Source organism: Streptomyces sp. PA03-3a (assembly GCF_033792735.1).
Taxonomy (GTDB): Bacteria; Actinomycetota; Actinomycetes; order Streptomycetales; family Streptomycetaceae; genus Actinacidiphila.
The window spans coordinates 38352-62516 of sequence record NZ_JARAVM010000018.1 but is presented as its reverse complement, the minus strand read 5'-3'; the positions used below and the strand labels follow the sequence as shown (position 1 = coordinate 62516).

Sequence of the window (24165 nt, the reverse complement as noted above, 5' to 3'; positions counted from 1 at the left end):
GGCCGTTTCCACCGTGTGCCGGTCGCGTCGCGTTGGCCGGTCCAGGTGAAGACGTTCCCCGCGCCTGCGTGCTCCCCATTGAGCGCCCGTGTCATCGCGACCGTGGCCCAGCCGTCTGTCAGGTGGTGAGGCACCGGGCCGGGGGCGGCGGCCCTCGCACCCCGGCCCCGGCGGCCCGGCGAAGGCAACAGCCCGCCACGGCACAAGCAACGAGAAGGCCGTCGCCAGCGCGACCCGGACCGCCGCCTTCGCCCGGCCCCCGGAGCCGGTCCAGGGGCCGGTCCAGGGGCCGGTCGGCCCAGCGCGTGGTGCGGCCGGGCCGGACGCTCACGCCGTGGTCGGACGCGAGGGCCGGCGCCTGCCCCACCTGCCACCGCGACATACCCACCCCAATACCCATACGGGACGTGCGGCCGGCCCCAGCGCGAGGAGGGGCCGTAACCGCTGGATGACCATGCACACCGTGGCCGGGAGACCCCGAAGAGCGGCGCCAGTTGCCGCATGGTGAGGTTCGTCCGGCAGTGCACAGCCGTGTTAGGGCGTTTCACGCCCTAACATCCAGGAGCCGATTCCCCGGCTGAAGCCCGGACGTGCGACCGCGCGGACGGCAATCCGCGCGGGATCGCCGTCCGCGCACACGTCAGGCGTTGGGGTCGAAAGGGATCCCAGACGGCTTGGAATTGGCGAGAGTGGAGTTGAAGCGGGCGTCGTTGATCTTGATGGTGGCCGAGCCGAAGTCCGCATTCATGAGCTTGTCGCGAAAGCCCGCCGGGTAGCCCTCCCAGCCGACGAGACGGGGGTAGAACCAGCCGCCGGTGGCGTTCTCCGGGGGCTCGTCGTTGGTGTTGGCGAAGCGGAAGCAGTGCGTCGAGGCGCCGTCCTTGTGGTACACGATCTTGGGGTGGGTACCGTCGAAGCGGATCCCCGAGCGGGCGGCGATCTGGTAGCCGGAATGCTGGGACACCGAAACGTACTCGACCTGGTTGTTGTGGATCCAGACCACGACATGCTCCCAGTCGTGGGTGTGACCGATGGCCGCAGGGCCGAGCGTGGCCTGGTCCTTCTCGAAGTAGCTGGCGTACACGACGGCACACCAGTCGTTGTTGCACTTCTCGCGCGAATACGTGTTGGCGTTGGCCAGCTGGGCGTAGTCGTGGCAGCGCCCGTTGACGTCACCACCCAGCTTCAGGCCGGGATTGAGGGTGCCATCGGCGCCGATGGCGGCGGTGGCGTAGCAGCCGTCCCCGTCGTAGTCATACGCTGGGGAGAAGGACTGCTCCAGGCCGTCGGCGTTCTGCGGCAACAGCTGCAGGACAGAGGCATTGGCCTCGGCGGGGAAGGCCAGGACGGCCATCGCGCCCAGGGCGGTCGCCACGGCTCCCAGACGGAGACGGTTGGAGCGACCGGTAGTGGATGCCGTTCCAGCGGGATTCTTTCTCGCCGGCCCAAGACTGCGCACGAGAACTCCTCGACACAAAAGGGGGCAAGGGTTCCGTTCAGAATTCCCTGCCCGCGAACTGACGGCTCTGTGTGACGAAGTGTCCGACACGTCGGAATCCCGGTCGGTCATCTCCGCTGCTGCCTGCACTTGTTGACGCGCCGACAAGTTATCCGAGCCCAATCCGGCGGCACAAGCACACATTTCCAAATAGGCATTTCCGACATGTCATGGATTCGGGTGAGGAGAAGAGCCGGGAAATTAAGCATCGCCGTATATTGAGTGACCGACTGGCACCCATGCATGCGTCCCCCCAGCCTGCCGGCGCCATCCGGCCTCAGCCTGTCGCAGGCCGTCGAGCATGGGTTCCTCGTCCTTCGTGTTGCGCGCTGCGTCCGGCGCCGCGCGTCGCCCCTGCGCAATCGCCTGACCGGGCGCCACCACACGGCAGGCGGAGCGAGTGGGACTCGACAGGCCGCAGCACGGAAGACTGCGGCACCAGGGCCCCCTGTTACTCATGGCCTTCGACACCCACGAGCCCGTCAGCGGCGGTGCCACTCCTCGGCCAGGAGCCGGTGGGAACGGACCCGGTCCTCGTGGCAGTGAGTGATGGTGGTCACGATCAACTCGTCCGCGGCAGTGGCCTCCTGAAGCTGATCCAACTGGTCGGCCACCCGCTGCGGCGAGCCGACGAACTGGGTCTCGACCCGGTCGGCCACCAGAGCCCGGTCCGCCTTGGTCCACGGGTGCGCCCGGGCCTGGGCCGGGGTGGGGAACTCGATGGCGCCCTCGGCGGTCCGGATGCTGCGGACCCACGGGGCGTAGCCGGTGGCCAACTCGCGGGCCGCCGCGTCGTCCTGCGCGACGACGACGTCTGCGGAGACGCTGACGTAGGGCTTGTCGAGCACGCCGCCCGGCTGGAAGGCGGCGCGGTAGCCGTCGACCGCTTCCAGGACGCTGCCCGGGCTGACGTGGTAGTTCGCGGCGAAGTGCAATCCGTGGCGGCCTGCGACCTCGGCGCTCTGGCCGCCGCTGCTGCCGAGGATCCACACCTGAACGTCGGCGCCCTCTCCCGGCACGACGTGCGCCTCGACGCCGTCCGCCGAGCGGTAGGTGCCGCGCAGCAGCGCCAGGATGTCCTCGACCTGCTCGCCGTAGTCCTGGGAGCGGGCGCCGGGCTGCTGGAGCAGGTGCCGCTGGAGCGCGATGCGCGGGGAGTCGAGCAGGTGCTTGAAGGAGAACTTCGGCGGGATCCTCAGCCCGTTGGGGGCGCGGCCGTCCACGACGGGTGTCGTGGTCGGCACCGGGTCCGGCGTGCCGCCCGGCGGGCGGCCGCCGGAACGGCCGAGCCCCAGGTCGAGTCGCCCCGGGTGCAGGGCGTCTATGAGGCCGAACTCCTCGACGGTGGACAGGGCGGTGCGGTGGCCGAGCTGGACGGCCCCCGAGCCGAGCCGGATGGTGGAGGTCGCGGCCGCGGTGAGGGCCAGCAGGACGGCGGGCGAGGTGCCGGCGACACCGGGGTTGAGGTGGTGTTCGGCGAACCAGTAGCGGGCGTAGCCGAATTCCTCCGCACGCCGCGCGAGGTCGATGCTGTTGCGCAGGGCGTCGGCGGCGGTGGAGCCGGAGGATATCGGGACGAGGTCGAGGACTCCGAGCGGTGTGCGGGACACGATGGGCGTTCTCCTCAGCGATGGGCGGGTTCGGGGGAGGATGGGGCCGGGCCCCACGCGAACGGCGGGTCCGGGATGGCGCGCCGCAGCACCGGAGCGACCTCGGACTGGAAGAGCTCGAGCGAGCGGCGGTGCCGGTCGCGGGACAGCCCGCCCGCGTCCGCGTGGACGTGCAGCACCGTGTGGCCGAACCGCTCGTGGTAGCGGTGGACCTTGTCGACGACCTGCTGCGGGCTGCCGACCAGCGCCGAACTGCGCGCCAAGAAGTCCTCCAGAGTCGGGAAGACCGGTTGCAGGCCGAGCCGCTTCTGGAACGCCAACTGCCCCTCGAAGACGGGGCGGTAGACGGCGACCGCCTCCTGTGAGGTAGGGGCGACGTACAGGCCGGCCGTCCCGGCGCCGACCGCGATGCCGGCCGGGTCGTGACCGTGGTGGACCCAGCGTTCGCGGTAGTGGCGGACCAGTTCCGCGTACGGCTCGACGGGGTGGGTGACGTTCGCCGAGAACAGGGGGTCCCCGTAGCGGGCGGCGAGGTCCACCGACTCCTTACTGGTGGCGCTGCCGTGCCACACCCGGATCTGCTGCTGCAGCGGCCGCGGCCACGCCTGCGCATCCTTCAGCGCGGGACGGAACCGGGTGTCGGCGGTCACCCTCCCTTCCCGCCAGAGCCGGCGGAACACGTCGTAGCTCTCGGCGTTGCGGTCCCACTGGTCCTCGGGGGTGACGTGAAACAGCTCGCGCTGCGCCGTCCCGTTGCCCTTGCCGATGATCAGCTCCAGGCGTCCGCCGGACAGGTGGTCCAACGTCGCGTAGTCCTCGTAGGCCCGCACCGGGTCGAGGAGGCTGAGCGTGGTCACCGCGGTGAACAGCCGGATCCTGGAGGTGAGTGCGGCGATGTGACTGAGCACGACGGGCGGCGAGGAGGAGAGGAACGGCCACTCGTGGCGCTCCCCCACGCCGAAGCCGTCGAAGCCCAACTCCTCGGCCAGCAGCGCGTTGTCGAGCACCTCGCGGAAACGCGCGGCGGTCGGCTTCAGCGCCCCGGTCACCGGGTCCGGGGCGTGCACGATCAAGGTGATGGCCAGGAACCTCACGAGGCGGCCCGCTCCGCCGCTGTCTCGGCGTCGGGATGGGCGAGTCCGAGGTGGTCGCGCAGGGTGGCGCCCTCGTAGTCGGTGCGGAACACGCCCCGTTCCTGGAGCAGCGGGACGACGGTGTCGGCGAAGTCGTCCAGGCCGCCCGGGGTGACGTGCGGGACGAGGATGAAGCCGTCGGCGGCGTCGGCCTGCACGAAGTCGTCGATGACCTTGGCGACGGTGGCCGGCGAGCCCACGAAGGACTGGCGGTTGCCCGTCTCGATGACCAGGTCGCGGATCGACCACTTGTTGGCGGCGGCCAGCTCCCGCCACTCGCGGGCGGTGGTCAGCGGGTCGCGGTACATGCGCACCTGGGCGCGGCCGCGCGCGACGGTGTGCTCGCCGGGATCGGGGTCGACGTCCGGGAGCGGTCCGTCCGGGTCGTAGGCGGACAGGTCGCGGTTCCAGACGAACTCCAGGTGCTTGATCGCGGTGGCCCCGCTGACCTGCTGCCGCCTTATCTCGCGGGCGAGTTCGGCCGCCTCCGCGTCGGTGTCGCCGAGGACGAAGGTCGCGGCGGGCAGGATCAGCAACTGGTCCGGGCTGCGACTGTACTTGGGCAGCCGGCCCTTGACGTCGCGGTAGAAGGCCCGGCCCTCCTCGAACGTGTTGTACCGGCTGAAAATGGCGTCCGCGTCGGCTGCCGCGAACTCCCGGCCCTCCTCGGAGTCGCCGGCCTGGAAGATCACGGGGCGTCCCTGGGGGCTGCGCGGGACGTTGAACTGCCCGTGGATGTCGAAGTGCTGCCCTTGGTGCACGAAGGATCCGGCCCGCGCGTCGCGCAGGAAGGCGCCGGTCGCACGGTCGGCGAGGATCTCGTCGCCGCGCCAGGAGTCGAAGAGCTCCCCCGCGGTGGCGAGGAACTCCCTCGCACGGGAGTAGCGCTCCTGCTGGGGCAGGAATCCGCCGCGGCGGAAGTTCTCCCCGGTGAAGGCGTCCCAAGAGGTGACCACGTTCCACGCGGAGCGCCCCGCGGAGAGGTGGTCGAGGCTGGCGAACTGCCGGGCGACCTCGTAGGGCTCGTTGAAGGTGGAGTTGATGGTGCCGGTGAGTCCGATGCGTTCGGTGACGGCGGCGAGCGCGGCGAGGACGGTGAAGGTGTCGGGGCGGCCGACCACGTCCAGGTCGTAGATTCTGCCGCCCTGTTCGCGCAGCCGCAGGCCCTCGGCGAGGAACAGGAAGTCGAACTTGGCGCGTTCGGCGGTCCAGGCGAAGTGCGCGAAGGAGCCGAACTCGATGTGGCTGCCGGCCTGCGGGTCGCTCCACACGGTGGTGTTGTTGACTCCGGGGAAGTGGGCGGCCAGATGGATCTGCTTGCGCGGCTTGCTCATGGCGTACGGTTCCTCCGGCTCAGGCGGTCGCGGTCGCGCTGGTGGCGGCGTAGCGGTTGGCGGGGCGGGGCAGCCCGAGCAGGCCGCGCAGGGTGCGGGCTTCGTAGGCTCCCCGGAACACGCCGCGGCGCCGCAGTTCGGGCACGAGCCCCCGGGTGATCGCCGTCAGGTCGTGGCCGATCACCGCGGGGCGCAGCCGGAAGCCCGTGAGCCCGGCGCGCCGCCACTCCAGCAGCAGGTCCGCGAGGCCGGCGGGCGTGCCGGCGAAGACCTTCGCGTCGCTGGTGTACGGCGTGCCGGCGAGTCCGTCCAGCCGCTCCAGGCGGGCTCGCGCCGCTCCGGCGTCGTCGTCGAGGAGGACCACGAGGTCGCCGAAGACGTGCAGGGTCTCGCGTTCCCGGCCGGCCGCCTCCTGGGCGGTACGGATTTCGGTGACGATCGCCCGGGCCTGGTCGCCGTCGTGCGGGGTCACGTATCCGATGTCCGCGGAGCGGGCCACGAGCCGGAACGGCACGCCGCTGTGGGCGAGGGCGCTGACGACAGGCTGGCCCTGGGGCGGCCGGGGGGTGATGGAGGGTCCCTTGACGCTGAAGTGCCGGCCCTCGAAGTCGATGTAGTGGAGCTTGTCGCGGTCGATGAACCGGCCGGTGGCGACGTCGCGGATCTCGGCGTCGTCCTCCCAGCTGTCCCAGAGGCGGCGCACCACCTCGACATAGTCGGCCGCCTCGTCGAAAAGGCCGGTGACCAGCTCCCGTACCGCCGGGGTGTCCAAATCCATTACGCCGAATGGGGGGATGACCCGCCTGCCGAAGTGCGCGGCCTCGTTCCGCCGGGCCGAGACCTGGACGCGCAGACCGGCCCGGCCGGTGCTCACGTAGTCGAGGGTGGCGATGGCCTTGGAGATGTGGAACGGCTCGGTGTGTGTGGCGACCACCGTCGGCACGAGACCGATGTGCCGGGTCAGCGGGGCCACGCGCGCGGCGACCAGGACGGCGTCCAGGCGGCCGCGCACCTGGTCGGTGCGTCCGTCGGGCTCGGTGAAGTGGGAGGACTGCGGACCGAGGGAGTCCTCGATCGTCACGAAGTCGAGCAGCCCCCGCTCGGCCTCGGTGACCACGTCCTGCCAGTAGCGGGCGGTGAGCAGTTCACGGGGCCGGGCCTCCGGCTCACGCCAGGCGGCCGGGTGCCAGCCGGCCCCGTCGAGGGCCACGGCGAGGTGGAGCGGGGCGTGCGGTGAGAAAGCGGGAAGAGAGTTCGGCGGCGGGACGTCCGAGGACATGGGAGGGGCCTTCCTGATCGACCACGGGTCTCGGCGGCCCTCGTCGGGAGGGCCGGCGGCAGGGACGGGGGTCAGGAACGACAGAGGGAGGCGGCCACGCGCTGCAGGTCGATGTGCGCGCGGGAGTAGAGGAAGGGACCGCGGGGCGGGGCGGGGACCACGGCGGACGCGCGGAACGACGTCGGCACGAACGTCACCTCCGCTGTGTCCGGATACGGCGGGCGGGCCTGCGCCCGCAAGACTCCTGTCAACGGAACACCTTCCCCAGCGGGTCTGTTCCCCCGGGCCGCCCGGGGGTTCGCAGGAAAAGGAAGGTCGTCCGGCGGCGCAGGGTGAACCCGATCGACTCGTAGAGCCCGATCGCGCGGGTGTTGACGGCCGCGGCATGGAGAAACGGGGTCTCCCCCCGGTCCCTGATCCCCGCGGCAACGGCCCGTACGAGCCGGGTCGACAGGCCCCGGCCACGGTATCCGGGATGGGTGCACACCGCGCTGATCTCCGTCCATCCCGGCGTCCGCAGCCGCTCCCCGGCCATGGCGACGAGCCGTCCACCCTCACGGATGCCGAGGTAGGTGCCGAGTTCGACGGTCCTGGGAAGGAAGGGACCCGGCTTGGTCAGGCCGATGAGTTCCAGGATCTCGGGCACGTCAGCGACGCCCAGTCGCACCGCCTCCGGCGCGTGTCCGGCGCGCAGCGACGTGTCGACGAGCTGCACTCCCGCCCCGCCCTCGACCAGTTCCCATCCGTCAGGCGGCTCCTGCGCGCCGGTGACCGCGACGGCGGCCCCCGGCCCGGCGAGCACAGACAGGTCCTCCCAGGCCCGCGGATCGGCCGGGTCGGACAGCGCGGTGAACGGGGAGACGTCGGCGGGGTAGCGGGCGGCACGGCCGACGCGCTCGGCGAACCGGGCGTGCGGACCGGTGAGTGCCGCCCAGGCGGGGTTGTCCAGGACGTGCGGTGCCGCCGGGCCGTGCGGGCGGTCCGCGGGGATGCCGAGGGACATGGCTGCCGGATCTCCGTACGGTCGTGCGGCGGACGGGACGTCAGGAGTTGTCGAGCGGCAGTCCGGGCGGGTCGACCTCCGAGGTGCCGACGGCCTCGTTGGACAGGTTCCAGGCGGCGAGCCACTTGGCGTACTGCCCGTTCTCGATCAGGTGGTTGATCGCGGCCGCGACCGGCTTCGCGAGCCCGCTGTCCTTCTTCGAGGTCGCGGCGATCAGGCCCTGGAGGCTCGCACCGGCGCCGGAGAACTTGCCGGCGTTGCGGGTGGGGTTCGGGGTCGTGGCGACCTGGGTGATGTGGTACGCGATGCCGGGGTTGGGGCCGAAGTAGGCGTCGATCTTCCCGCCGCCGAGCGCCAGATAGGTGCTGTTGTTGTCGGGGAAGTACTTGACGGTCAGCTCCTTGCCCTCCGCCCGGAGCTTCTTCCGCCACTCCAGCAGGATCTTCTCCTGGTTGGTGCCGGAGCCGACCGCGACGGTCCTCCCGGCGAGATTCCGGTAGTCGTCGGCGAAGTTCCAGGTGCTGTCCTTGAGGACCTCGAAGGCCAGGTTGTCCTCCCGGTAGGAGGCGAACTCGTACTTCCGCTTGCGTTCCTCGGTGTCGGTGACGTTGGAGAAGGCCACGTCGACCTTGCCGCTGTCGATGCCGACGAAGAGGTTCTCCCACGTCGAGTTCTTGAGCTGCGGCTTGAGCCCCAGCACCGCCGCGACCAGACGGCCGAGGTCGGGCTCGGCGCCGGTGAGGGTCTTCTGGTCGCTGCCGATGTACGCCAGCGGCGCGAAGCCGGCGGGCAGCGCGCCGACGCCGATGACCAGCTCGCCCTTGTCGGCGACGGCCTTGGGCAGATCGGCGCTGATGGACTTCACCTCCGTCACCTTCAGCGTGGTCTCCTTGGCCGCGCCGTTGGACAGGCTGCCCACGGTGACCGTTCCGGCGGAGGATCCCGCGCCGATGGTGGCGGAGGCCCCGCTGTCACTCCCGCAGGCGGCGAGTGCACCGGCGAGGAGGGTGAGGGCGGCGGTGGCCGTCAGGGTACGGACGAGTCTGCCGCGAGGGCGAAGGGTGCGCATGGCCGTCCTTGTGGTGTTCGTCGTTCGGCTGTTGGTGGGGTGTGGGGAAACGGGTCAGAGGACCTTGCTGAGGAATTCCTTCGTCCGCTCGTGTTCGGGGTGGTTCAGCACCCGGTCGGGCGGGCCCTGTTCGACGATCCGGCCCTCGTCGAGGAAGACGACGCGGTCGGCGACCTCCCGGGCGAAGCCGATCTCGTGGGTGACGACCACGAGGGTGGTGCCGCTGGTGGCCAGGTCCTTGATGACGGACAGCACCTCGCCGACGAGCTCCGGGTCGAGGGCGGAGGTGGGTTCGTCGAAGAGGATCACGCCGGGGCGCAGCGCGAGGGCCCGGGCGATGGCCACGCGCTGCTGCTGGCCGCCGGACAACTGCCGGGGATAGGCCGCAGTCCGGTCGGCCAGCCCCACCCGGCCGAGCAGGGTGCGGGCCAGCTCGCGCGCCTCCGGCTTGCGCAGCCGGCCGGTCGCCACCGGGGCGGCGGCCACGTTGTCCAGCACGGTGAGGTGCGGGAAGAGGTTGAAGTTCTGGAAGACGAAGCCGATCCGGCTGCGCTGGGTGAGGATCACCCGCTCGCTCAGTTCCCTGAGCCGGGTGCCGTGCCGGCGTACGCCGATGAGCTCCCCGTCCAGACTGACGTGACCGGCCTCGGGCTTCTCCAGGTGGTTGATGACGCGCAGCAGCGTGGACTTGCCGGAACCGGACGGCCCGATGACGACGGTGACCTCCCCGGGCCGAACCGTCAGGCTGATCCCGTCCAGCACCCGGTGGGCGCCGTACCATTTGTGCACGTCGCGGACCTCGACGGCGGCCGGGCGTATGTCGGTGGTCATGTCGCGGTCTCCGTCCGGACGCGGGCCCGCAGGTCGCCCAGGGCGATCCGCAGTTTCTGCAGGGGGGTCGGTGGGACGGTGCGCAGCGCGCCACGCGAGTAGTGCCGCTCGACGTAGAACTGGACGGCGGAGACGACGCTGGTGAGGATCACGTACCAGACGGTGGCGACCAGCAGCAGCGGCACGATGTCGCCGGGGTAGGTGCTGCCCATGCTCTGGACCGAGCCGAACAGGTCGAGCAGCGAGACGTAGAAGACCAGCGAGGTCCCCTTGATCAGCCCGATGAGCTGGTTGACGTAGTTGGGGACGACGGACCGCAGCGCCTGCGGAAGCACGATCCTGGCGAACTGGTAGCGCTTCGGCAGGCCGAGCGCGGCGGCCGCCTCGTGCTGCCCCTGGTCCACCGAGAGGATTCCGGCCCTCACCACCTCCGAGGCGTAGGCCGCCTCGTTCAAGCTCAGACCCACGACGGCCACCACCATGTCGGTGGCGAGCCTGGACTCGTCGAAGGTGAGGAAGGCCGGCCCGAAGGGCACACCCAGGCTCAACGTCCGGTACAGCGCGCTGAAGTTGTACAGGAACAGCAGCACGACGATGAGCGGCACCGAGCGGAACAGCCAGGTGTACGTCCAGCTGACGGCGCGCAGCACCGGGCTGCCCGAGAGCCTGGCCAGCGCGAGGGCGATCCCGCCGAGCAGCCCGAGCACCGCGCTGTACGCGGCCACCTCCAGGGTGATGAGCAGCCCGTCCAGGATCACAGGCCGGACGGACCAGTACGCGAAGCGGTCCCACTGGTAGAAGGGGTTGGTCACCAGGCCGTGGGCGATCTGGGCGACGAGCACCAGCACGACCGCCGTGGCGATCCAGCGTCCGCGCCGCCGCAGCGGCAACACCCGCTGTGCGGTGGGAGGTCGTGGTGCGGGAGGCGTCGCGTCGGCGGGCGCTCCGGGCGGGGGCGGCGCCGGCCGGGAGGACACGGCGACGCCGGGTGGTTCGGTCATGAGGGACTCCAGCGGTTCGGTACGCCCCGGTCGCGCACGCGGCAGCGGCCCCGCCGGGATCGGGCGTCCGGCGGGCGTGGCGACGGAACGGGGAGGCGGGCGGAGCGGGCCCGGGAGAGCCCGGGCGGGAGGGCACGCCGCCGCGTCAGCGGCGGGGGCCGGGGTTCAGGAAGCCGTCAGCCTTGACAGAAGGCGCGACACTGCGCGGGACACGCGCAACAGGAGGCGCCGGGGACATGGTGCGCGGCGACGGGGAGCCGCGGGTGCGACGGGACGCGGCCGTGGGGCCGCTGTGCGGCCGTCCCCGGGGCTGCGTGCATCGTCGTCACCGTCACCGTTCCGCCCCGCGGGGCCTCGCGTCCACCGTCGTCATCGGACCGTCCGGTCCGGTCGTCATCCGGGGCGTCCCACCGCGACACGGGGGGGGCCGCCGGCCGGCGAGCCGGGCTCGCGCCGGAGCTCATGACCGATCTGCGGCGTAAGTAAGGCACGGCCCACCGGGAATGTCAACGACGCCGTCTCACATCGTGAGCGGTCCGATGAGACGCATACGCGTCCCTTGACGCACGGGGTTTGACGACTCGACACTGATGGGCAGGTCACGATAGTCAGCGCCCACCACCCCGCCCCGCGGCGCGGTGGGTCATCGGCCCCGGCCCGCTGACCGGCAACCCTCACATCGCGGTGGGGTGCCCCGGGTGACGACCTGGTCCCGCCGGCGCGGCGGGGCAAGCGCGGTCCCGCGTCCTGCGGGCCCCGAGCCGGGGAGGTGGACATGCCCAGGGCACGAGCCCTCCTCCTCACCCGCCGTCTGCACATCGACTTCCTGCGCGTCTGCAGCTCCTTCGGCGCGACCGGCTGACCCCACCCCCGGACCTTCAGCCGTCCCGCCGCCGGTGCCCCCACGGGGCGACCGGGGCCCGCCACGCCTTGGAGAGGGTATGACCGAGACGATCCCGCTCGACCCCGCACTCCACGTCTCCTGTTCGGCGCTGCCGCGCGCGTCCCGTCCCGACCGCTTCCGCAGCCGCATCGGTGTCGACCGCGCCGGCGGCTTCTACCCCGCGCCACGCCGGTACGAGCTGTTCCTGTCACCGGGGTGCCCGCTCTCGCAACGGGTCGCGATCACCCTCGACCTGCTGGGGCTGCGGGACTCCGTCGTCACGACGCCCGTCCCTGCGGGAGCCGCCGGCGACACCCCGCTCGCCGCGCTGCGCGCGGCCTACGAGGCCACGTGGCACCACTACGACGGGCCGCTCACCGTGCCCGCGCTGTGCGACCGGTGGACCGGGCGGGTCGTCAGCAACCACACCCCGGACATCCTCGGCGACCTCGCGGGCCGCCTCGGCGCCGAGGGGTGCGCTCCCGTGGCTCCGCTGTGTCCCCCGGCCCTCCTGCCCGACATCGAGGCCCTCCGGCACACGGTCGACGCGGGCGTGACGAGAGCCGCCGAACTGGCCGCGCACGAGGCACCGTCCGACCGTGACGCGGCCCTGCGGACCCTGCACGCCACCCTCGACCTGCTGGACCGCCGGCTGGCCTGCGGGCCGTACGTCCTGGGTGGGCACCTGACCGCCGCCGACGTCGACGTGTGGGTGGCCCTCTCCCACCTCCCGAGCGGCCTGCTCTGCTCCTACGGCCACCTCACGGCGTACGTCGCCCGTCTCGGCGGGCACCCGGCGTTCCGTTCGCAGCGGACGGCCGCCGCGCTCGCGTCCGCCTCCTGACGCACGCAGCCGCCCTCCGCCCCCGCCACGGGGGCGGAGGGCGGAGACGGCTGCGTGGGCCCGCGCGTCCGGCCGCTCAGGCGTCCTCGGCCGGAAGGGCGTACAGACCGGGGAGGTTGACCACGACGGCCTCCTGGGTGCTGCGGGCGATGACGACCACGGCCTCCTCCGCGGGGTCCGGGTTCTCCTCGCGGTGCGGCACGAACGGGGGGACGAAGACGTAGTCGCCGGGCGAGGTGCGCAGGCGCACCTCCTCGGGCGCGTCGCCCGAGCCGTCCAGGAAGACGAACTCGGGGTGCCCGCTCACCACGTAGATCGCGGTCTCGGACTCGCCGTGGTGGTGGTCGGAGGACGCCGTCGCCGGGGCCACGTGGGTCTGGCCCATCCACAGCTTCTCGGAGCCCACGGTCCGCCCGCTGACGGCGGCGAACCTGCGCATCCCGCCGGTCTGCGCCGTCTCGCCGTCCAGGGCGTCCGCGCTGATGTGGTGCAGCCGGGTCCGCAGGGGCGCGGCCGCCTGCCCGGGCGCGTCGTGGAGATGGGGGTGGAAGCCTTCGCCGGGGTTCGTCAGGGGCTCGCTCATGGCCGGGACGCTAGAGCTGCCCCGAAAAGGATGTCAAGAAGTGTCCTTTGCGCTTCACCTGCGGCAACGCTGCCGCAATGTACCGAGCACGTCGGCCGAACCGCCGGGCCGCGCGGACCGGTTGGGGCATGATGGGCCCATGCATATCTCCGCGAAGGCGGACTACGCCACGCGGGCTCTGCTGGAGCTCGCCTGTGAGCCTGCCCGCCCCCTGACCTGCGAGGCCATCGCCTCCGCTCAGCAGATCCCGTTCCGCTTCCTGAAGTCCGTGGTGGGCGAGCTGCGCAAGGCCGGGCTGGTGCGCAGTCAGCGCGGCTGCGAGGGCGGCTACTGGCTCGGCCGGCCCGCCGGGGAGATCACCCTGCTGGACGTGGCACGCGCCGTGGACGGCGAGTTGATCACCCTGCGGGGGGAGTCGCTGGCCGCACTCCGCTACCCCGGTCCGGCCGCCGGGCTGCCCGGGGTGTGGCGCCAGGTCGAGGCGGGCGCTGCGGCGGTCCTCGGCGGAGTGACCCTCGCCTCACTCCTGCCGGCGGCCGCCGCGGAACGGCTGGACCGGAAGGGAGCCGCGTGACGGCCCCGCCTCCCCCGCCCTCCGTGGAGGTGGTGGAGTACACCGATCCGCTGTGCCCCTGGGCCTGGGGTTCGGAACCGGTGTTCCGCAGGCTGCGGGCCGCACTGGGCGGCCGGGTGCTCTGGCGCCGCGTGCACGGCCTCCTGTTCGACGACGACGACGACCCAGCGCCCGACCCGGCCGCGGAGACCGCCTGGTACGCGCGGCACGTGGAGGAGATCAGCGCGCACACCCGGGCGCCGCGTGCGGAGCGGCTGAGCCGGGTGGCAGCGAGTTCCTGGCCCGCCTCGCTGGCAGCCAAGGCGGCCGAGCTGCAGGGCGAGGAGGTGGCCGGGCGGGTGCTGCGCCGGCTCCGGGAGACCGTGTTCGTGCTCGGGGAGCCGGCCGACACGCCCGCGCTCGCGCTGGCCGCGGTACGGGGCGCGCCGGGACTGGACCCGGTACGGCTCGCAACCGACGCGGCGGCCGACGACGTCCTGGCGCGGGTACGGGCCGACCGGGCGGAGGCACGGCGCCCGGTGCGCGAGGCGCTGGCGGCGCGCGGCCCGTCACCGCACCCCGGAGCGGCGAAGGAGACCGGCGACGGCGGGTACCGGTACGCGCTGCCGACGCTGCTCGTACGCGCCCCGGCCGGACAGCACGTGGTGCCCGGCTGGCGGTCCTACGACGAGTACGCCTCCGCCGTCGAGGAGTTGTGCCCGGGACTGCTGCGGACCCCGGATCCACTGCCGCCGGACGAGGCGCTGCGGCGCTACCGGAGCCTGACCGATCCCGAGCGGGCCCTGCTGGTCACCGGGGCGTGGCCGCCGCCGGAGGCGGTCCGGGTGGACACCGGCAACGGCCCCTTGTGGCTGCATCCCGACGAGGCAGCAACTCACCCGGCCACCGCTCGCGGTGCTCGCGCCGTGCGCTGACCGGGCTCTGATCTACCGTCACGGAACCGTCCCGCCAAATGAGACACCAATTGGTGTCTATTGACAGCCGCTCGCGGCGCTCGCCAGGATGAGCAGCATGCTCACGACGCACCCCGGTGTGGTGTGCCGCTACGTGGACCTGCGGCGCACCTGCAGCGCCCTCTGTCGCTGACCGGCCGCCGCCCACGGCCCACAGGCGCCTGACCACTTCCGTCAGCACCGGCCGCGCCGCCGCCCCGTCGAGCCGCGCCCGCCGTCCGCGCCCCTCCTCCGCGCTTCGCCGCCTTCTCCCACCGCATCCCGGTGAGCCCCCGCGTACTCCCGAACGCCCTGCCGTGAGCACGGCGTGCCGGGCGTCTGCCCGCCAGACCCCGCCGGCACGGCCGTCCCAGCGCGGGACTGCGCCGGGCGCGGGCGCGCGCCGTGCCCGCCGCCACGCCCCCGCCCGCCCTGAGCCGGTCCGGGGGCCCTCGAAGAAAGCACTCACATGCCCGGACGACTCACGCCCAGCCGCCCCGGACCCGCCTCCCCCGCCGCCGCCCGGCACCCGGGCCGGCTGCGCACCGCGGCCCTCGGAACCGCCCTCGTCTCCGTCCTCGTCCCCGCCCTCGGCGCGTGCGGCGGCGGCGCCGGCGCGTCGACGGGGAGCGCCACACTGAAGTGGGCCTCCTCCTACTTCCCCGCCCACTGGGACCCGGTGGTCTCCGGCAGCGGCGCCCAGTTCCGCCAACTCGCGCTCGTCTACTCGTCGTTGACGCGAACCGACGAGAACGGCAAGGCCGTCCCCGACCTCGCGAAGAGCTGGGAGTACAACGACAAGGGTGACGAGATCACCTTCCACCTCCGCCCCGGCCTGACGTTCAGCGACGGCGAGCCCGTCGACGCGGCAGCGGTCAAGGCGGCGATCGAGCGGGCCAAGAAGCAGAAGAACTCGGCGCTCTTCGGCGACCTGACCTCGATCGCGTCGGTGGACGCCGACGGCCTGGACGCGGTCGTCCACCTCACCCAGGTCGACTACCAGATACCCCAGCTGCTCGGTGAGCGCGTCCTGCAGATCGCCAGCCCCAAGGCGGCCGCGGCCCCGCAGAAGCTGGACCAGAACCCCGTCGGCGCCGGTCCGTTCGTGGTGAAGCAGCTGATCCCCGGCACCAAGGTGCTGCTCAAGAAGAACCCGCACTACTGGGACGCGAAGAACATCCACATCGACGACGTGGAGCTCACCTCCGCCCCCGACGCGTCGACGGTCGTCTCCGGCCTCCAGACCGGCGTCTACAACTTCGCCGACCTCGAACCGAGTCAGGCCGAGGCCGCCGAGAAGGCCGGCTTGGACGTCTTCGTGCAACCCGGCTTCAACGCGTCGAACCTCAGCCTCAACGTCAACAAGGCGCCGTTCGACGACGACAGGGTCGTCGACGCCGTCCGACACGCGGTCAACCGCAAGGAGTTCGTCGACAAGCTGACCTTCGGCTACGGAGAGGCGACCGACCAGCCCTTCCCGCCGGGCTACGTGGCCTACGACCCGAAGTCCCGGGACCCGTACCCGTACGACCCGGCGACGTCCCGCAAGCTCCTCGCCGAGGCCGGCCACAAGGCGGGCGACATCAAGCTCGACCTCGTCATCCCGGCGGAGGACCCGCAGGCCGAGATCGTGCAGGCGCAGCTGGCCGCGGTCGGCATCACCGTCCGCATCAAGGTCGACAAGAACTGGGCCACCCCGTTCTTCGCCAAGGACCTGACGTTCTCGCTCTACGGCACCACCGGGCGTGACTCCGCGGTGCAGACCCTCACCGCGCACTTCGGGCCCGACGGCCCGCTGAACCTGAGCACCCCGTACGAGCCGGCCGGCTTCGACGCGGCCGTGGCGAAGGTCCGCCGCACGCCCCTGGACTCCCCTAACTACGTGGGGAACCTCCAGGCGGCGACCCGGGCCGGGCTGAAGAGCAAGGCCCTGGTCTTCACCTACTCCTCGCCCAACCTCTTCGCCAAGAGCACGGCGATCTCGGACCTGCCGAAGAACCCGGCCCACGTCGACTGGACCGGCGTGACCATCGCCGGCGGCAGCTGACCACCGTCCACCACCGAAGGGGAGGCAACCTCATGACGACGACCGCCGCGCCGGTCGCCCTCACCCCCCGTCGCGGCGTCGCCGCGGCCAGGGCCCGGCACGCCGCGGGCCGAGTCCTGGCCGCCCTCGCCCGGTCCGTCGCGATCATCGTGCCCGTGTTCCTGGTCGCGACCTTCGTGACCTTCGCGCTGCGGGCGCTGAGCGGGCTCAGCCCCGCACGGATCCAGCTGGGCGAGGACGCGACGCCGGAGGCCATCGCCCGGGTCGAGGCCCAGTGGGGCCTCGACCGGCCGTTCGTGGTCCAGTACGGGGACTGGCTCGACGGCATCCTGCATGGGCGGCTCGGCACCAGCTGGACCAACGGCGCCGACATCTCCACCCTCATCGGGCTCGGCCTGGGCGTCAGCCTCTCGGTGGCGACGCTGGCCCTGCTCATCGGGGTGGTCGTGGGCTTCGCGCTGGGCACGGTGGCGGCGCTGCGCAGCACCACCTGGATCGACCGGGCGATCACCGGTTTCGTCACGGTCGTCTCGGTGATGCCGGCCTTCGTGGTGGGCATCGTGCTGGTCGTCGTCTTCGCCGTCGGTCTCCACTGGTTCCCCTCCGGCGGCTACGTCCCGGCGGAGCAGGGCGTCGGGCCGTGGCTCGCCCACATCACCCTCCCGGCGATCGCGCTGAGCTTCGACGTGGTCGCCGACGTCGCCCGCCAGCTGCGCGCGGGCCTCGTGGCGGCCCACCGCGAGAACTACGTGACGGGCGCGGTGGTGCGCGGCCTGAGCCCGCGGCGGATCTTCTTCGGTCACGTCCTGCGCAACGGCCTCGGGCCGGCGCTCGCCACCCTCGGACTGAAGTTCCCGGCCCTGGTGGGTGCCTCCGTCGTCACCGAATGGATCTTCGGTCTGCAGGGCTTCGGCAGGTTCGCCAACGACGCCGCCCAGGCCGGGGACGTACCCGCCGTCCAGGGCGTCCTCGTGGTGTCGATCGTCCTGGTCGTCTCCTTCAACCTGATCGTCAACCTGGTGCTGGCGCGCGTGACGCCGGCGTCCCAGCGGGGGGTCTGACCATGGTGCGCCGCGTCCTCTCCCTCACCTCCGGCCGGATCGCCGCGGTCGTCCTGACCGTGATCGCGCTGCTGGCGCTGCTCGGTCCCTGGCTCGCACCGCACGATCCTTTGGCCACCAGCAACAACACCCTGGCCGCCGCCTCGGGCTCGCACTGGCTGGGCACCGACTACCTCGGACGTGACGTCCTCAGCCGGCTCCTGGACGGCTCCCGCGTCAGCGTGCTCGGTTCGCTCGAAGTCGCCCTGACGGCCCTGGTCGTCGGCTCGGTGCCCGGCATCCTGTCCGTCTACTGGGGCCGGGTCTTCGAGTGGGCGACCCTGCGCCTGGCCGACACGCTGGTCGCCCTGCCCTTCCTGCTGTTCGCCGTCGCCGTTGTCGCGCTCCTCGGCAACGGCCTCACCCAGGCCATGCTGGTCACCGGCGTGCTGGTGTCACCGCTGTTCTACCGGGTGGCCCGCGCCGCCACCCTGGCCGTGGCGCGCTCGCCGTACGTGGAGGCGGCGCTCGTCTCCGGTGCCTCGACGGGCTGGATCGTACGCCGCCACGTGTGGGGCAAGATCCTCCCGCCGGTCGCGGTCGCGCTCGCCCAGACCATCGGCGTGGGTTTCGTGATCGTCTCCAGCCTGACCTTCCTCGGCATCGGCGTGCAGCCACCGGCGCCCACCTGGGGCGGCCTGCTCGCCTCGGACCTGGGCTACCTCAGCCACCAGCCGTGGGCCCCGGTGGCCCCCGCCCTGCTCATCATGGCCACCGTCTGGGCGAGCAACCTGCTCGCCGACGCGATCCGCGACGTCTCCGGCGAGGCGGGACGCGCACTGCTCGATCGCCGCAGGGCCCGCACCAACCGCCTCGACAAGCCCGACCCCGCCCCCGCCGGAGGTGCGCGATGACGACCGTGTCCGAAGGACTGCTCCCCTTGCCTGCCCCGGGCGCCGCGCCAGGCACCCCGGCACCGCCGGTGCTGTCCCTCCGCGACGTGCGCATCGGCGACCGCGCGGGCGACCGTGAGATCGTCCACGGAGTGAGCTTCGACCTCGCACCCGGTGAGGCGGTCGGCATCGTCGGGGAGTCCGGCAGCGGCAAGACCCTCACCTGCCGCGCGGCACTCCGCATCCTGCCCGCGCACTTCGAGGTCACCGGTGGGTCGATCGAGATCGACGGCACCGACATCGCCACCCTGACACGGGCTCAGTGGACGGCCCTGCGGGGCGCCACGATCAGCGCGGTCTTCCAGGACCCGGCCTCCTACCTCAACCCCTCGATCCGGGTCGGCGCGCAGATCGCCGAGGTCGTGCGCGCCAAGAAGGGGCAGCGGCGCCGCGAGGCCCGCCGGCAGGCCGTCGAGCTGCTGCGGACGGTGCAACTGCGCGATCCGGAGCTGGTCTACGGCAGTTACCCCCACGAGTTGTCCGGGGGCATGCTCCAGCGCGTCCTGATCGCGGCGGCGATCGCCGCCGGCCCGCGGATCCTCATCGCCGACGAGGCCACCACCGCCCTCGACGTCACCGTCCAGGCCGGGATCCTCGACATGCTCGCCGAACTGCGCGAACAGGCGGGGCTGGCCCTCGTCGTCGTCTCCCACGACCTCGCGGTCGTCGCCCAGCTCTGCGACGAGGTCGTCGTCCTGCGGGAGGGCGAGGTGGTCGAGCAGGGCCCGACCCGCGCGGTGCTGCACGACCCGCGGCACGAGTACACCCGTCTGCTGATCGCCGAACACGAGCAGTACGGCCTGGACACGTTCCTCACCGTGAAGGAGGACGCATGACCGGCGAGCCGCCGCGGACGGCGTCGGCCGACGGTGCGGACCCCGCCGGTCCCGTGCTGGAGATCACCGGCCTCGACGTGCATTACGGCCTGCGCCGCCGGCGCCGCCAGGCACTGCGCGGGGTGTCCCTGACCGTCGCGCCCGGCGAAGCCGTCGGCCTCATCGGCGAGACGGGATCCGGGAAGTCCACCCTGGCCCGGACCGCGCTCGGCCTGGTGCGCGCCTCGGCCGGGTCGGTCGTCGTCGGCGGGGAGGACGTCACCCGGCACGGCCCACGCCAGTGGCGCGCCCTGCGCCGCCGAGGCGTCGTCCAGTACGTCTTCCAGGACCCCCTGCGCAGCCTCGACCCGGACCTCACCGTCGAGGAGTCCCTCACCGAACCGCTGCTCCTGCAGGGCGTCCCACGCGAGGAGGCGGCCGACCGGGCGCGGGCGTTCCTCCCCCCCGTCCGCCTGCACGAGGAGCTCCTCGGCCGGCTGCCCGGGGAGCTCTCCGGCGGGCAGCGCCAACGGGTCTCGGTGGCCCGGGCGCTGGTCACCGGACCGCGCCTGGTCATCCTCGACGAACCGGTGAGCGCCCTCGACGCGGCCAACCGCGTGCAGGTCCTGGAGATCCTCAAGGAGCTCCGCGCCTCCGGAGTGGCCCTGGTCTTCATCTCCCACGACCTCGGCTCCGTGGCCGGGGTCTGCGACCGCGTCGCCGTGTTCCACCAGGGCGAACTGGTCGAGGTCGGCACCACCCACGACGTCGTCAATCACCCCCGCCATCCCTACACGCGCCTGCTCGTCGGCTCGGCGCCCACCTTGCGTTCCGCCCCGGCGGACCGGGCCGAACGTGAAGCGCTGCGGGCGCTGCTGCGCACCTGACCCCACGACAGACAGGAACAGCCACCATGTCCCGCAGGATCCACCTCGCGCTCCACCCCTACGGCGTCGGCGGCCCCGGCCAGCACGGCCTGTGGAAGGACGCCCGCGTCGCCAAGAACGCCAGCACCGACATCAACTACTACATCGCGCAGGCCAAGGCGGCCGAACACGCCCTCTTCGACGCCCTGTTCATCGTCGACAGCCAGTTCATCAACGCCACCTCCCCCGCCCACTACCTCAACCGGCTGGAGCCGCTGACCCTGCTGTCGGCGGTCGCCACGCACACCCGTCACGTCGGGCTGGTCGGCACGGCCAGTTCGACGTACAACTCGCCGTTCAACCTCGCCCGCCGCTTCGCCTCGCTCGACCACATCAGCGGCGGCCGCGCCGGCTGGAACGTCGTGACCAGCTTCGACACGGGCACCTCCAGGAACTTCGGGTTCGACGAGCACCTGGACTACGCCTCCCGTTACGGCCGTGCCCTGGAGTTCGTCAAGGTCGCCCGTGGCCTGTGGGACTCCTACGAGGACGACGCCTTCCCGGCCGACGTGGAACGGGGCGTCTTCCTCGACCCGGCCAAGCTGCACGCGCTCGACCACGAGGGCGAGCACTTCAGGGTCGCCGGCCCCCTCAACCTGTCCCGGTCCCCGCAGGGCCAGCCCGTGATCTTCCAGGCCGGCGTCTCCGAGGAGGGCCGCGACCTGGCGGCCCAGGTGGCCGAGGGCATCTACGCGCCCGGCGGCACGCTCCGGCAGGCGCAGGAGTACTACGCCGACATCAAGCAGCGCACCGCCGCCTACGGCCGCGACCCCGACCACATCAAGATCTTCATCCACGGCGGACCGGTGGTGGCCGCCACCGACGAGGCCGCCCGGCGCCGCGAGCGGGAGATCTTCGAGGAGGACAACGACTTCGACCGCAACCTCGCGCTGCTCGGACGCTCCTTCGGGGCCTACGACTTCAGCGTGCACGACCTGGACGCGCCCTTCCCCGACGTCGCGCACCTCGCCGAGAAGGGCGGACGCACGGGCGCGGCCAGGATCATCGAGCGGGCCAGGGCGCAGAACCTGACTTTGCGCCAGGTCGCGCAGTCGGCCAACGAGTTCCGCACCTCCCCCTTCGTCGGGTCGCCGCGGACCGTCGCCGACACCATCGAGCAGTGGTTCGACGCCGGCACCTTCGACGGCATCAACCTCGCCTTCCGCACCGACGACGAACTCCAACTCTTCGTGGACGGCGTCGTACCCCTGCTCCAGGAGCGCGGCCTGTTCCGCACCGAGTACGAGGCCGACACCCTGCGCGGCAACCTGGGCCTGCCGGTCCCCGCCAACCGCCACACCCACGAGCGCCTGCTCGTGGCCGACTGACCACGGGACGGGACGGGCAAGGCCATGACCACCGAGCACCCGCGCCTGCGACTCGGCTTCCTCACCCACGTGCAGGGCCGCGACGACGAGCCGGTCCGCACCTACCGCAACGCCCTGGAACTCTTCGTCGCCGCCGACGAACTCGGCTTCGACGCCGGCTGGGTGGCCCAGCACCACGTCTCCCTCGGCGGCGGGGGGCTGTCCTCGCCCTGGACGTTCCTCGCCCACGCCGCGGCACGCACCACCCGGATCCGGCTCGGCACCGCCGTGACGATCCTGCCGCTGGAGGACCCGATCCGGCTGGCCGAGGACGTCGCCACCGTCGACACCCTCAGCGGCGGCCGCGTCGAGATCGGCGTGGGCAGCGGCTACAACGGCCTGGAGTACGCCGCCTTCGGCCGGGACGTCGCCCGCAAGCGCGAACTGACCAGCGAACACCTCGACGTGCTGCGCAGCGCGCTGGCGCGTGAGGAGGTCGGCGCGCCCGGGTTCCGCATCCAGCCGGCCGCCGGCGACTTCGGCGACCGCATCTGGCAGGGAGCCTTCAGCACGCAGGGCGCCGCGTACGCGGCGGCGGCCGGGTCCAACCTCCTGCTCAACCGGGCGGCGTACGGCTTCGACTCCCCCACCGACGCGGTGCAGCGCCCATGGGCGGACGCGTACCTCGACGCCTGGGACCGGCCGCGCCGCCCGCGGATCGGGCTGTCGCGGTTCGTGTTCCCGGCCCAGGACCGGCGGACGGCCCTGCGGCAGATCGGCGAGGACGTCCACCGGGCGGCGCTGCGCATGGCGGAGGACGGCGCCTTCCCGAAGGGCCTGGACCTGGACGAGGCGCTGCGCCGCTTCCACTCCTTCTTCGGGCATCCCGAGGAGATCGTCGCGGCGCTGCGGCGGGAACGGGTCCTGCCGGTCGCGACCGACCTGATCACCCAGTTCAACCCCGCCGTCCCCGACCACGACGCGGCGCTGCGCGCCCTGGAGCTCATCGCGACCGAAGTGGCGCCGGCGCTGGGCTGGCGGCGCGCGGCCCAACCCGAGCCCCGGCACGAGCCGGCAGGAGTCTGAGATGACCGAGCAGACCGACCGCATCGACCAAGCCGGCCACACCGACCACCACGGCCCCGAGGGCCTGCTCGTCCGCGGCACGGTCGTCGTGGTGCCGGGGCGCGGCGAGACACGGGCGACCTACGCCCGCTTCGCCCGGCGGGTGGCCGCCGACGCCTACCGCGTACGGGTCGTCGACCCCCCGGAGCCGGACGCGGACGACCCGGCCGGTGCCCTGACCCGGTTCGGCCAGCGCCTCGCGGACGCCGTCGAGGGCACCGCCGCCGAGGGTGCGCCTGCCGCCCCCGTCGTCCTGGTGGGCGCCGACTCCGGCGCCGCCGCCGTCGCCGCGCTCCTGGGCGGCCCGGGACGGGGCGGCGTCCGGCCGGACGGCGTCGTCCTCGCGGGGCTTCCCGGCCGGGCGGCCCCCGCCGGGGACGGCGGCTGGGACGGGGAACTCGACGTCCGCACGTCCTGCCCCACCCACCGCGACACGCTCACCCGGGACCCGCGCGTACGCCGGGGCTCGCTGAACGCGGCGGTGCCCGACGCCCTGCTCACCGCCGCGTACGAGGCCGAACTCGCCCCGCCCGTGCTCTTCCTCGCCGGTGACGCCGACCCGCTCACGGATCACGACACGATCGCACGCGCCGCCAAGTCCCAGCGCCGCGCCCGGCTTTCGGTCGTCCGCGGCGCCCACCACGACGTGCTCAACGACGTGCAGCACCGCTCGGTGGCAGCCGAGATCGTCACCTTCCTGGAGACGCTGCGCAACGGGCTGGTGTCCGTCGTGGCGGTGGAATCCAGCACCTGGTGACCACGCCGAGGTCCCTGCTCGCCCTCACCCCGCCCACCCGAACCCGGAAGGTCCCCATGGCCGTCATCCTGTCCGTCTCCGGAAGCCCCTCCGCCACCTCCCGCACCGCACGGCTGCTGCGCCACCTGGACGACCGGTTGCGGCTCCAGGGCCATGACGTGGTCCCCCTGGACGTGCGGACGCTGCCCGCCGACGCCCTGCTCGGGGCCGACGTCCACCACCCGGCCATCACCGGGGCCGCGGCCCTGTTCCAGCGGGCCGACGGGGTGGTGATCGGCACGCCCGTCTACAAGGCCGCCTACTCGGGCCTGCTGAAGTCGCTGCTCGACCTGCTCCCGCAGTTCGCCCTCGCCGACAAGACCGTGCTGCCGCTGGCCACAGGTGGCACCACCGCCCACGTCCTGGCCATCGACTACGCGCTGCGCCCGGTACTGAGTGCCATGGGTGCCACCCACATCGTCCCGGGGTGGTTCACGCTCGACAAGGACCTCACCGTGGCCGACGACGGCACGCTGACCGTCGCGCCCGCCACGGCCGAGGCCCTGACGCAGGTCACCGACCGCTTCTCCGCCGCGCTGGGAGGCCGTACTTCCGTGCTCGCGCCCACGGGGTGAGCCCCCG

23 protein-coding genes, 1 pseudogene and 1 riboswitch are annotated in these 24165 nt (G+C 72.5%); of the genes and pseudogenes, 12 read left to right on the top strand and 12 right to left on the bottom strand.

Annotated features, from left to right (window positions below; all coding sequences use genetic code 11):
* Positions 1-399: 399 nt before the first annotated feature.
* The 11 genes and pseudogenes from PV342_RS22105 to PV342_RS22055 all read right to left on the bottom strand — a co-directional run.
* Positions 400-530, bottom strand: a pseudogene (locus tag PV342_RS22105) (transposase family protein); the annotation flags it as partial.
* Positions 531-640: 110 nt separating this feature from the next.
* The gene (locus PV342_RS22100; RefSeq protein WP_400804937.1) at positions 641-1354 is read right to left on the bottom strand and encodes an NPP1 family protein; all 714 of its coding nucleotides are present in this window, start codon (positions 1352-1354) and stop codon (positions 641-643) included.
* Between the two features lie 626 nt (positions 1355-1980).
* Positions 1981-3108 (bottom strand): LLM class flavin-dependent oxidoreductase, encoded by a 1128-nt coding sequence (locus PV342_RS22095; RefSeq protein WP_500318481.1) that lies wholly within the window; start codon positions 3106-3108, stop codon positions 1981-1983.
* A gap of 14 nt (positions 3109-3122) precedes the next feature.
* The gene (locus PV342_RS22090; protein WP_500318480.1) at positions 3123-4202 is read right to left on the bottom strand and encodes an LLM class flavin-dependent oxidoreductase; all 1080 of its coding nucleotides are present in this window, start codon (positions 4200-4202) and stop codon (positions 3123-3125) included.
* Positions 4199-5575 (bottom strand): NtaA/DmoA family FMN-dependent monooxygenase, encoded by a 1377-nt coding sequence (locus PV342_RS22085; RefSeq protein ID WP_500318479.1) that lies wholly within the window; start codon positions 5573-5575, stop codon positions 4199-4201. Before PV342_RS22085 ends, PV342_RS22090 begins: the two co-directional genes overlap by 4 nt.
* A gap of 19 nt (positions 5576-5594) precedes the next feature.
* Positions 5595-6854, bottom strand: coding sequence for an LLM class flavin-dependent oxidoreductase (locus tag PV342_RS22080; RefSeq protein WP_500318478.1), 1260 nt, complete (start codon positions 6852-6854; stop codon positions 5595-5597).
* A 71-nt stretch (positions 6855-6925) separates the two neighbouring features.
* Positions 6926-7105, bottom strand: coding sequence for a putative leader peptide (locus PV342_RS22075; RefSeq protein WP_400804754.1), 180 nt, complete (start codon positions 7103-7105; stop codon positions 6926-6928).
* The gene (locus PV342_RS22070) at positions 7102-7857 is read right to left on the bottom strand and encodes a GNAT family N-acetyltransferase (protein WP_500318477.1); all 756 of its coding nucleotides are present in this window, start codon (positions 7855-7857) and stop codon (positions 7102-7104) included. The genes PV342_RS22075 and PV342_RS22070 overlap by 4 nt, the downstream gene beginning before the upstream one ends.
* 40 nt (positions 7858-7897) lie before the next feature.
* Positions 7898-8926 carry an ABC transporter substrate-binding protein gene (locus tag PV342_RS22065; protein WP_500318476.1) on the bottom strand — a complete coding sequence of 343 codons (1029 nt, stop codon included), beginning with the start codon at positions 8924-8926 and terminating at the stop codon, positions 7898-7900.
* 54 nt (positions 8927-8980) lie between these two features.
* The gene (locus PV342_RS22060) at positions 8981-9757 is read right to left on the bottom strand and encodes an amino acid ABC transporter ATP-binding protein (protein WP_386996040.1); all 777 of its coding nucleotides are present in this window, start codon (positions 9755-9757) and stop codon (positions 8981-8983) included.
* Positions 9754-10758: an amino acid ABC transporter permease gene (locus tag PV342_RS22055; protein ID WP_400804747.1), complete on the bottom strand. Its 1005-nt coding sequence runs from the start codon at positions 10756-10758 to the stop codon at positions 9754-9756. The genes PV342_RS22060 and PV342_RS22055 overlap by 4 nt, the downstream gene beginning before the upstream one ends.
* A 637-nt stretch (positions 10759-11395) precedes the next feature.
* A riboswitch (SAM riboswitch) is annotated at positions 11396-11499 on the top strand.
* 200 nt (positions 11500-11699) lie between these two features.
* On the opposite strand from PV342_RS22055, the gene PV342_RS22050 reads away from it, so the two are divergent.
* Complete coding sequence (locus PV342_RS22050; RefSeq protein ID WP_400804744.1) at positions 11700-12485, top strand: glutathione S-transferase C-terminal domain-containing protein; 786 nt, start codon at positions 11700-11702, stop codon at positions 12483-12485.
* 76 nt (positions 12486-12561) lie between these two features.
* Here PV342_RS22050 and PV342_RS22045 read toward each other — a convergent pair whose 3' ends face one another.
* Entirely contained in the window at positions 12562-13068 is a 507-nt protein-coding gene (locus PV342_RS22045) for a cupin domain-containing protein (protein WP_400804741.1), read from the bottom strand.
* A gap of 139 nt (positions 13069-13207) precedes the next feature.
* On the opposite strand from PV342_RS22045, the gene PV342_RS22040 reads away from it, so the two are divergent.
* The 11 genes from PV342_RS22040 (at position 13208) to ssuE (ending at position 24158) form a co-directional block, all read left to right on the top strand.
* The gene (locus tag PV342_RS22040) at positions 13208-13642 is read left to right on the top strand and encodes an RrF2 family transcriptional regulator (protein ID WP_400804739.1); all 435 of its coding nucleotides are present in this window, start codon (positions 13208-13210) and stop codon (positions 13640-13642) included.
* Complete coding sequence (locus tag PV342_RS22035; RefSeq protein WP_500318475.1) at positions 13639-14556, top strand: DsbA family oxidoreductase; 918 nt, start codon at positions 13639-13641, stop codon at positions 14554-14556. The genes PV342_RS22040 and PV342_RS22035 overlap by 4 nt, the downstream gene beginning before the upstream one ends.
* Before the next feature lie 487 nt (positions 14557-15043).
* Positions 15044-16621: an ABC transporter substrate-binding protein gene (locus PV342_RS22030; RefSeq protein WP_500318474.1), complete on the top strand. Its 1578-nt coding sequence runs from the start codon at positions 15044-15046 to the stop codon at positions 16619-16621.
* Between the two features lie 32 nt (positions 16622-16653).
* Positions 16654-17682 carry an ABC transporter permease gene (locus PV342_RS22025; protein WP_500318473.1) on the top strand — a complete coding sequence of 343 codons (1029 nt, stop codon included), beginning with the start codon at positions 16654-16656 and terminating at the stop codon, positions 17680-17682.
* Between the two features lie 2 nt (positions 17683-17684).
* The gene (locus tag PV342_RS22020; protein ID WP_500318472.1) at positions 17685-18575 is read left to right on the top strand and encodes an ABC transporter permease; all 891 of its coding nucleotides are present in this window, start codon (positions 17685-17687) and stop codon (positions 18573-18575) included.
* Positions 18572-19450, top strand: coding sequence for an ABC transporter ATP-binding protein (locus tag PV342_RS22015; RefSeq protein ID WP_500318471.1), 879 nt, complete (start codon positions 18572-18574; stop codon positions 19448-19450). The genes PV342_RS22020 and PV342_RS22015 overlap by 4 nt, the downstream gene beginning before the upstream one ends.
* Positions 19447-20316, top strand: coding sequence for an ABC transporter ATP-binding protein (locus PV342_RS22010; RefSeq protein WP_500318470.1), 870 nt, complete (start codon positions 19447-19449; stop codon positions 20314-20316). The genes PV342_RS22015 and PV342_RS22010 overlap by 4 nt, the downstream gene beginning before the upstream one ends.
* 26 nt (positions 20317-20342) lie before the next feature.
* Complete coding sequence (locus PV342_RS22005) at positions 20343-21683, top strand: NtaA/DmoA family FMN-dependent monooxygenase (RefSeq protein WP_400804720.1); 1341 nt, start codon at positions 20343-20345, stop codon at positions 21681-21683.
* A 24-nt stretch (positions 21684-21707) separates the two neighbouring features.
* A complete protein-coding gene (locus tag PV342_RS22000; RefSeq protein ID WP_400804718.1) occupies positions 21708-22748 on the top strand; it encodes an LLM class flavin-dependent oxidoreductase in 1041 nt (346 codons plus the stop codon).
* A 1-nt stretch (position 22749) separates the two neighbouring features.
* Positions 22750-23544 carry an alpha/beta hydrolase gene (locus PV342_RS21995; protein ID WP_500318469.1) on the top strand — a complete coding sequence of 265 codons (795 nt, stop codon included), beginning with the start codon at positions 22750-22752 and terminating at the stop codon, positions 23542-23544.
* Between the two features lie 56 nt (positions 23545-23600).
* Positions 23601-24158, top strand: a complete 558-nt coding sequence (gene ssuE / locus PV342_RS21990) for an NADPH-dependent FMN reductase (protein ID WP_386996202.1) — start codon at positions 23601-23603, stop codon at positions 24156-24158.
* Positions 24159-24165: the final 7 nt, after the last annotated feature.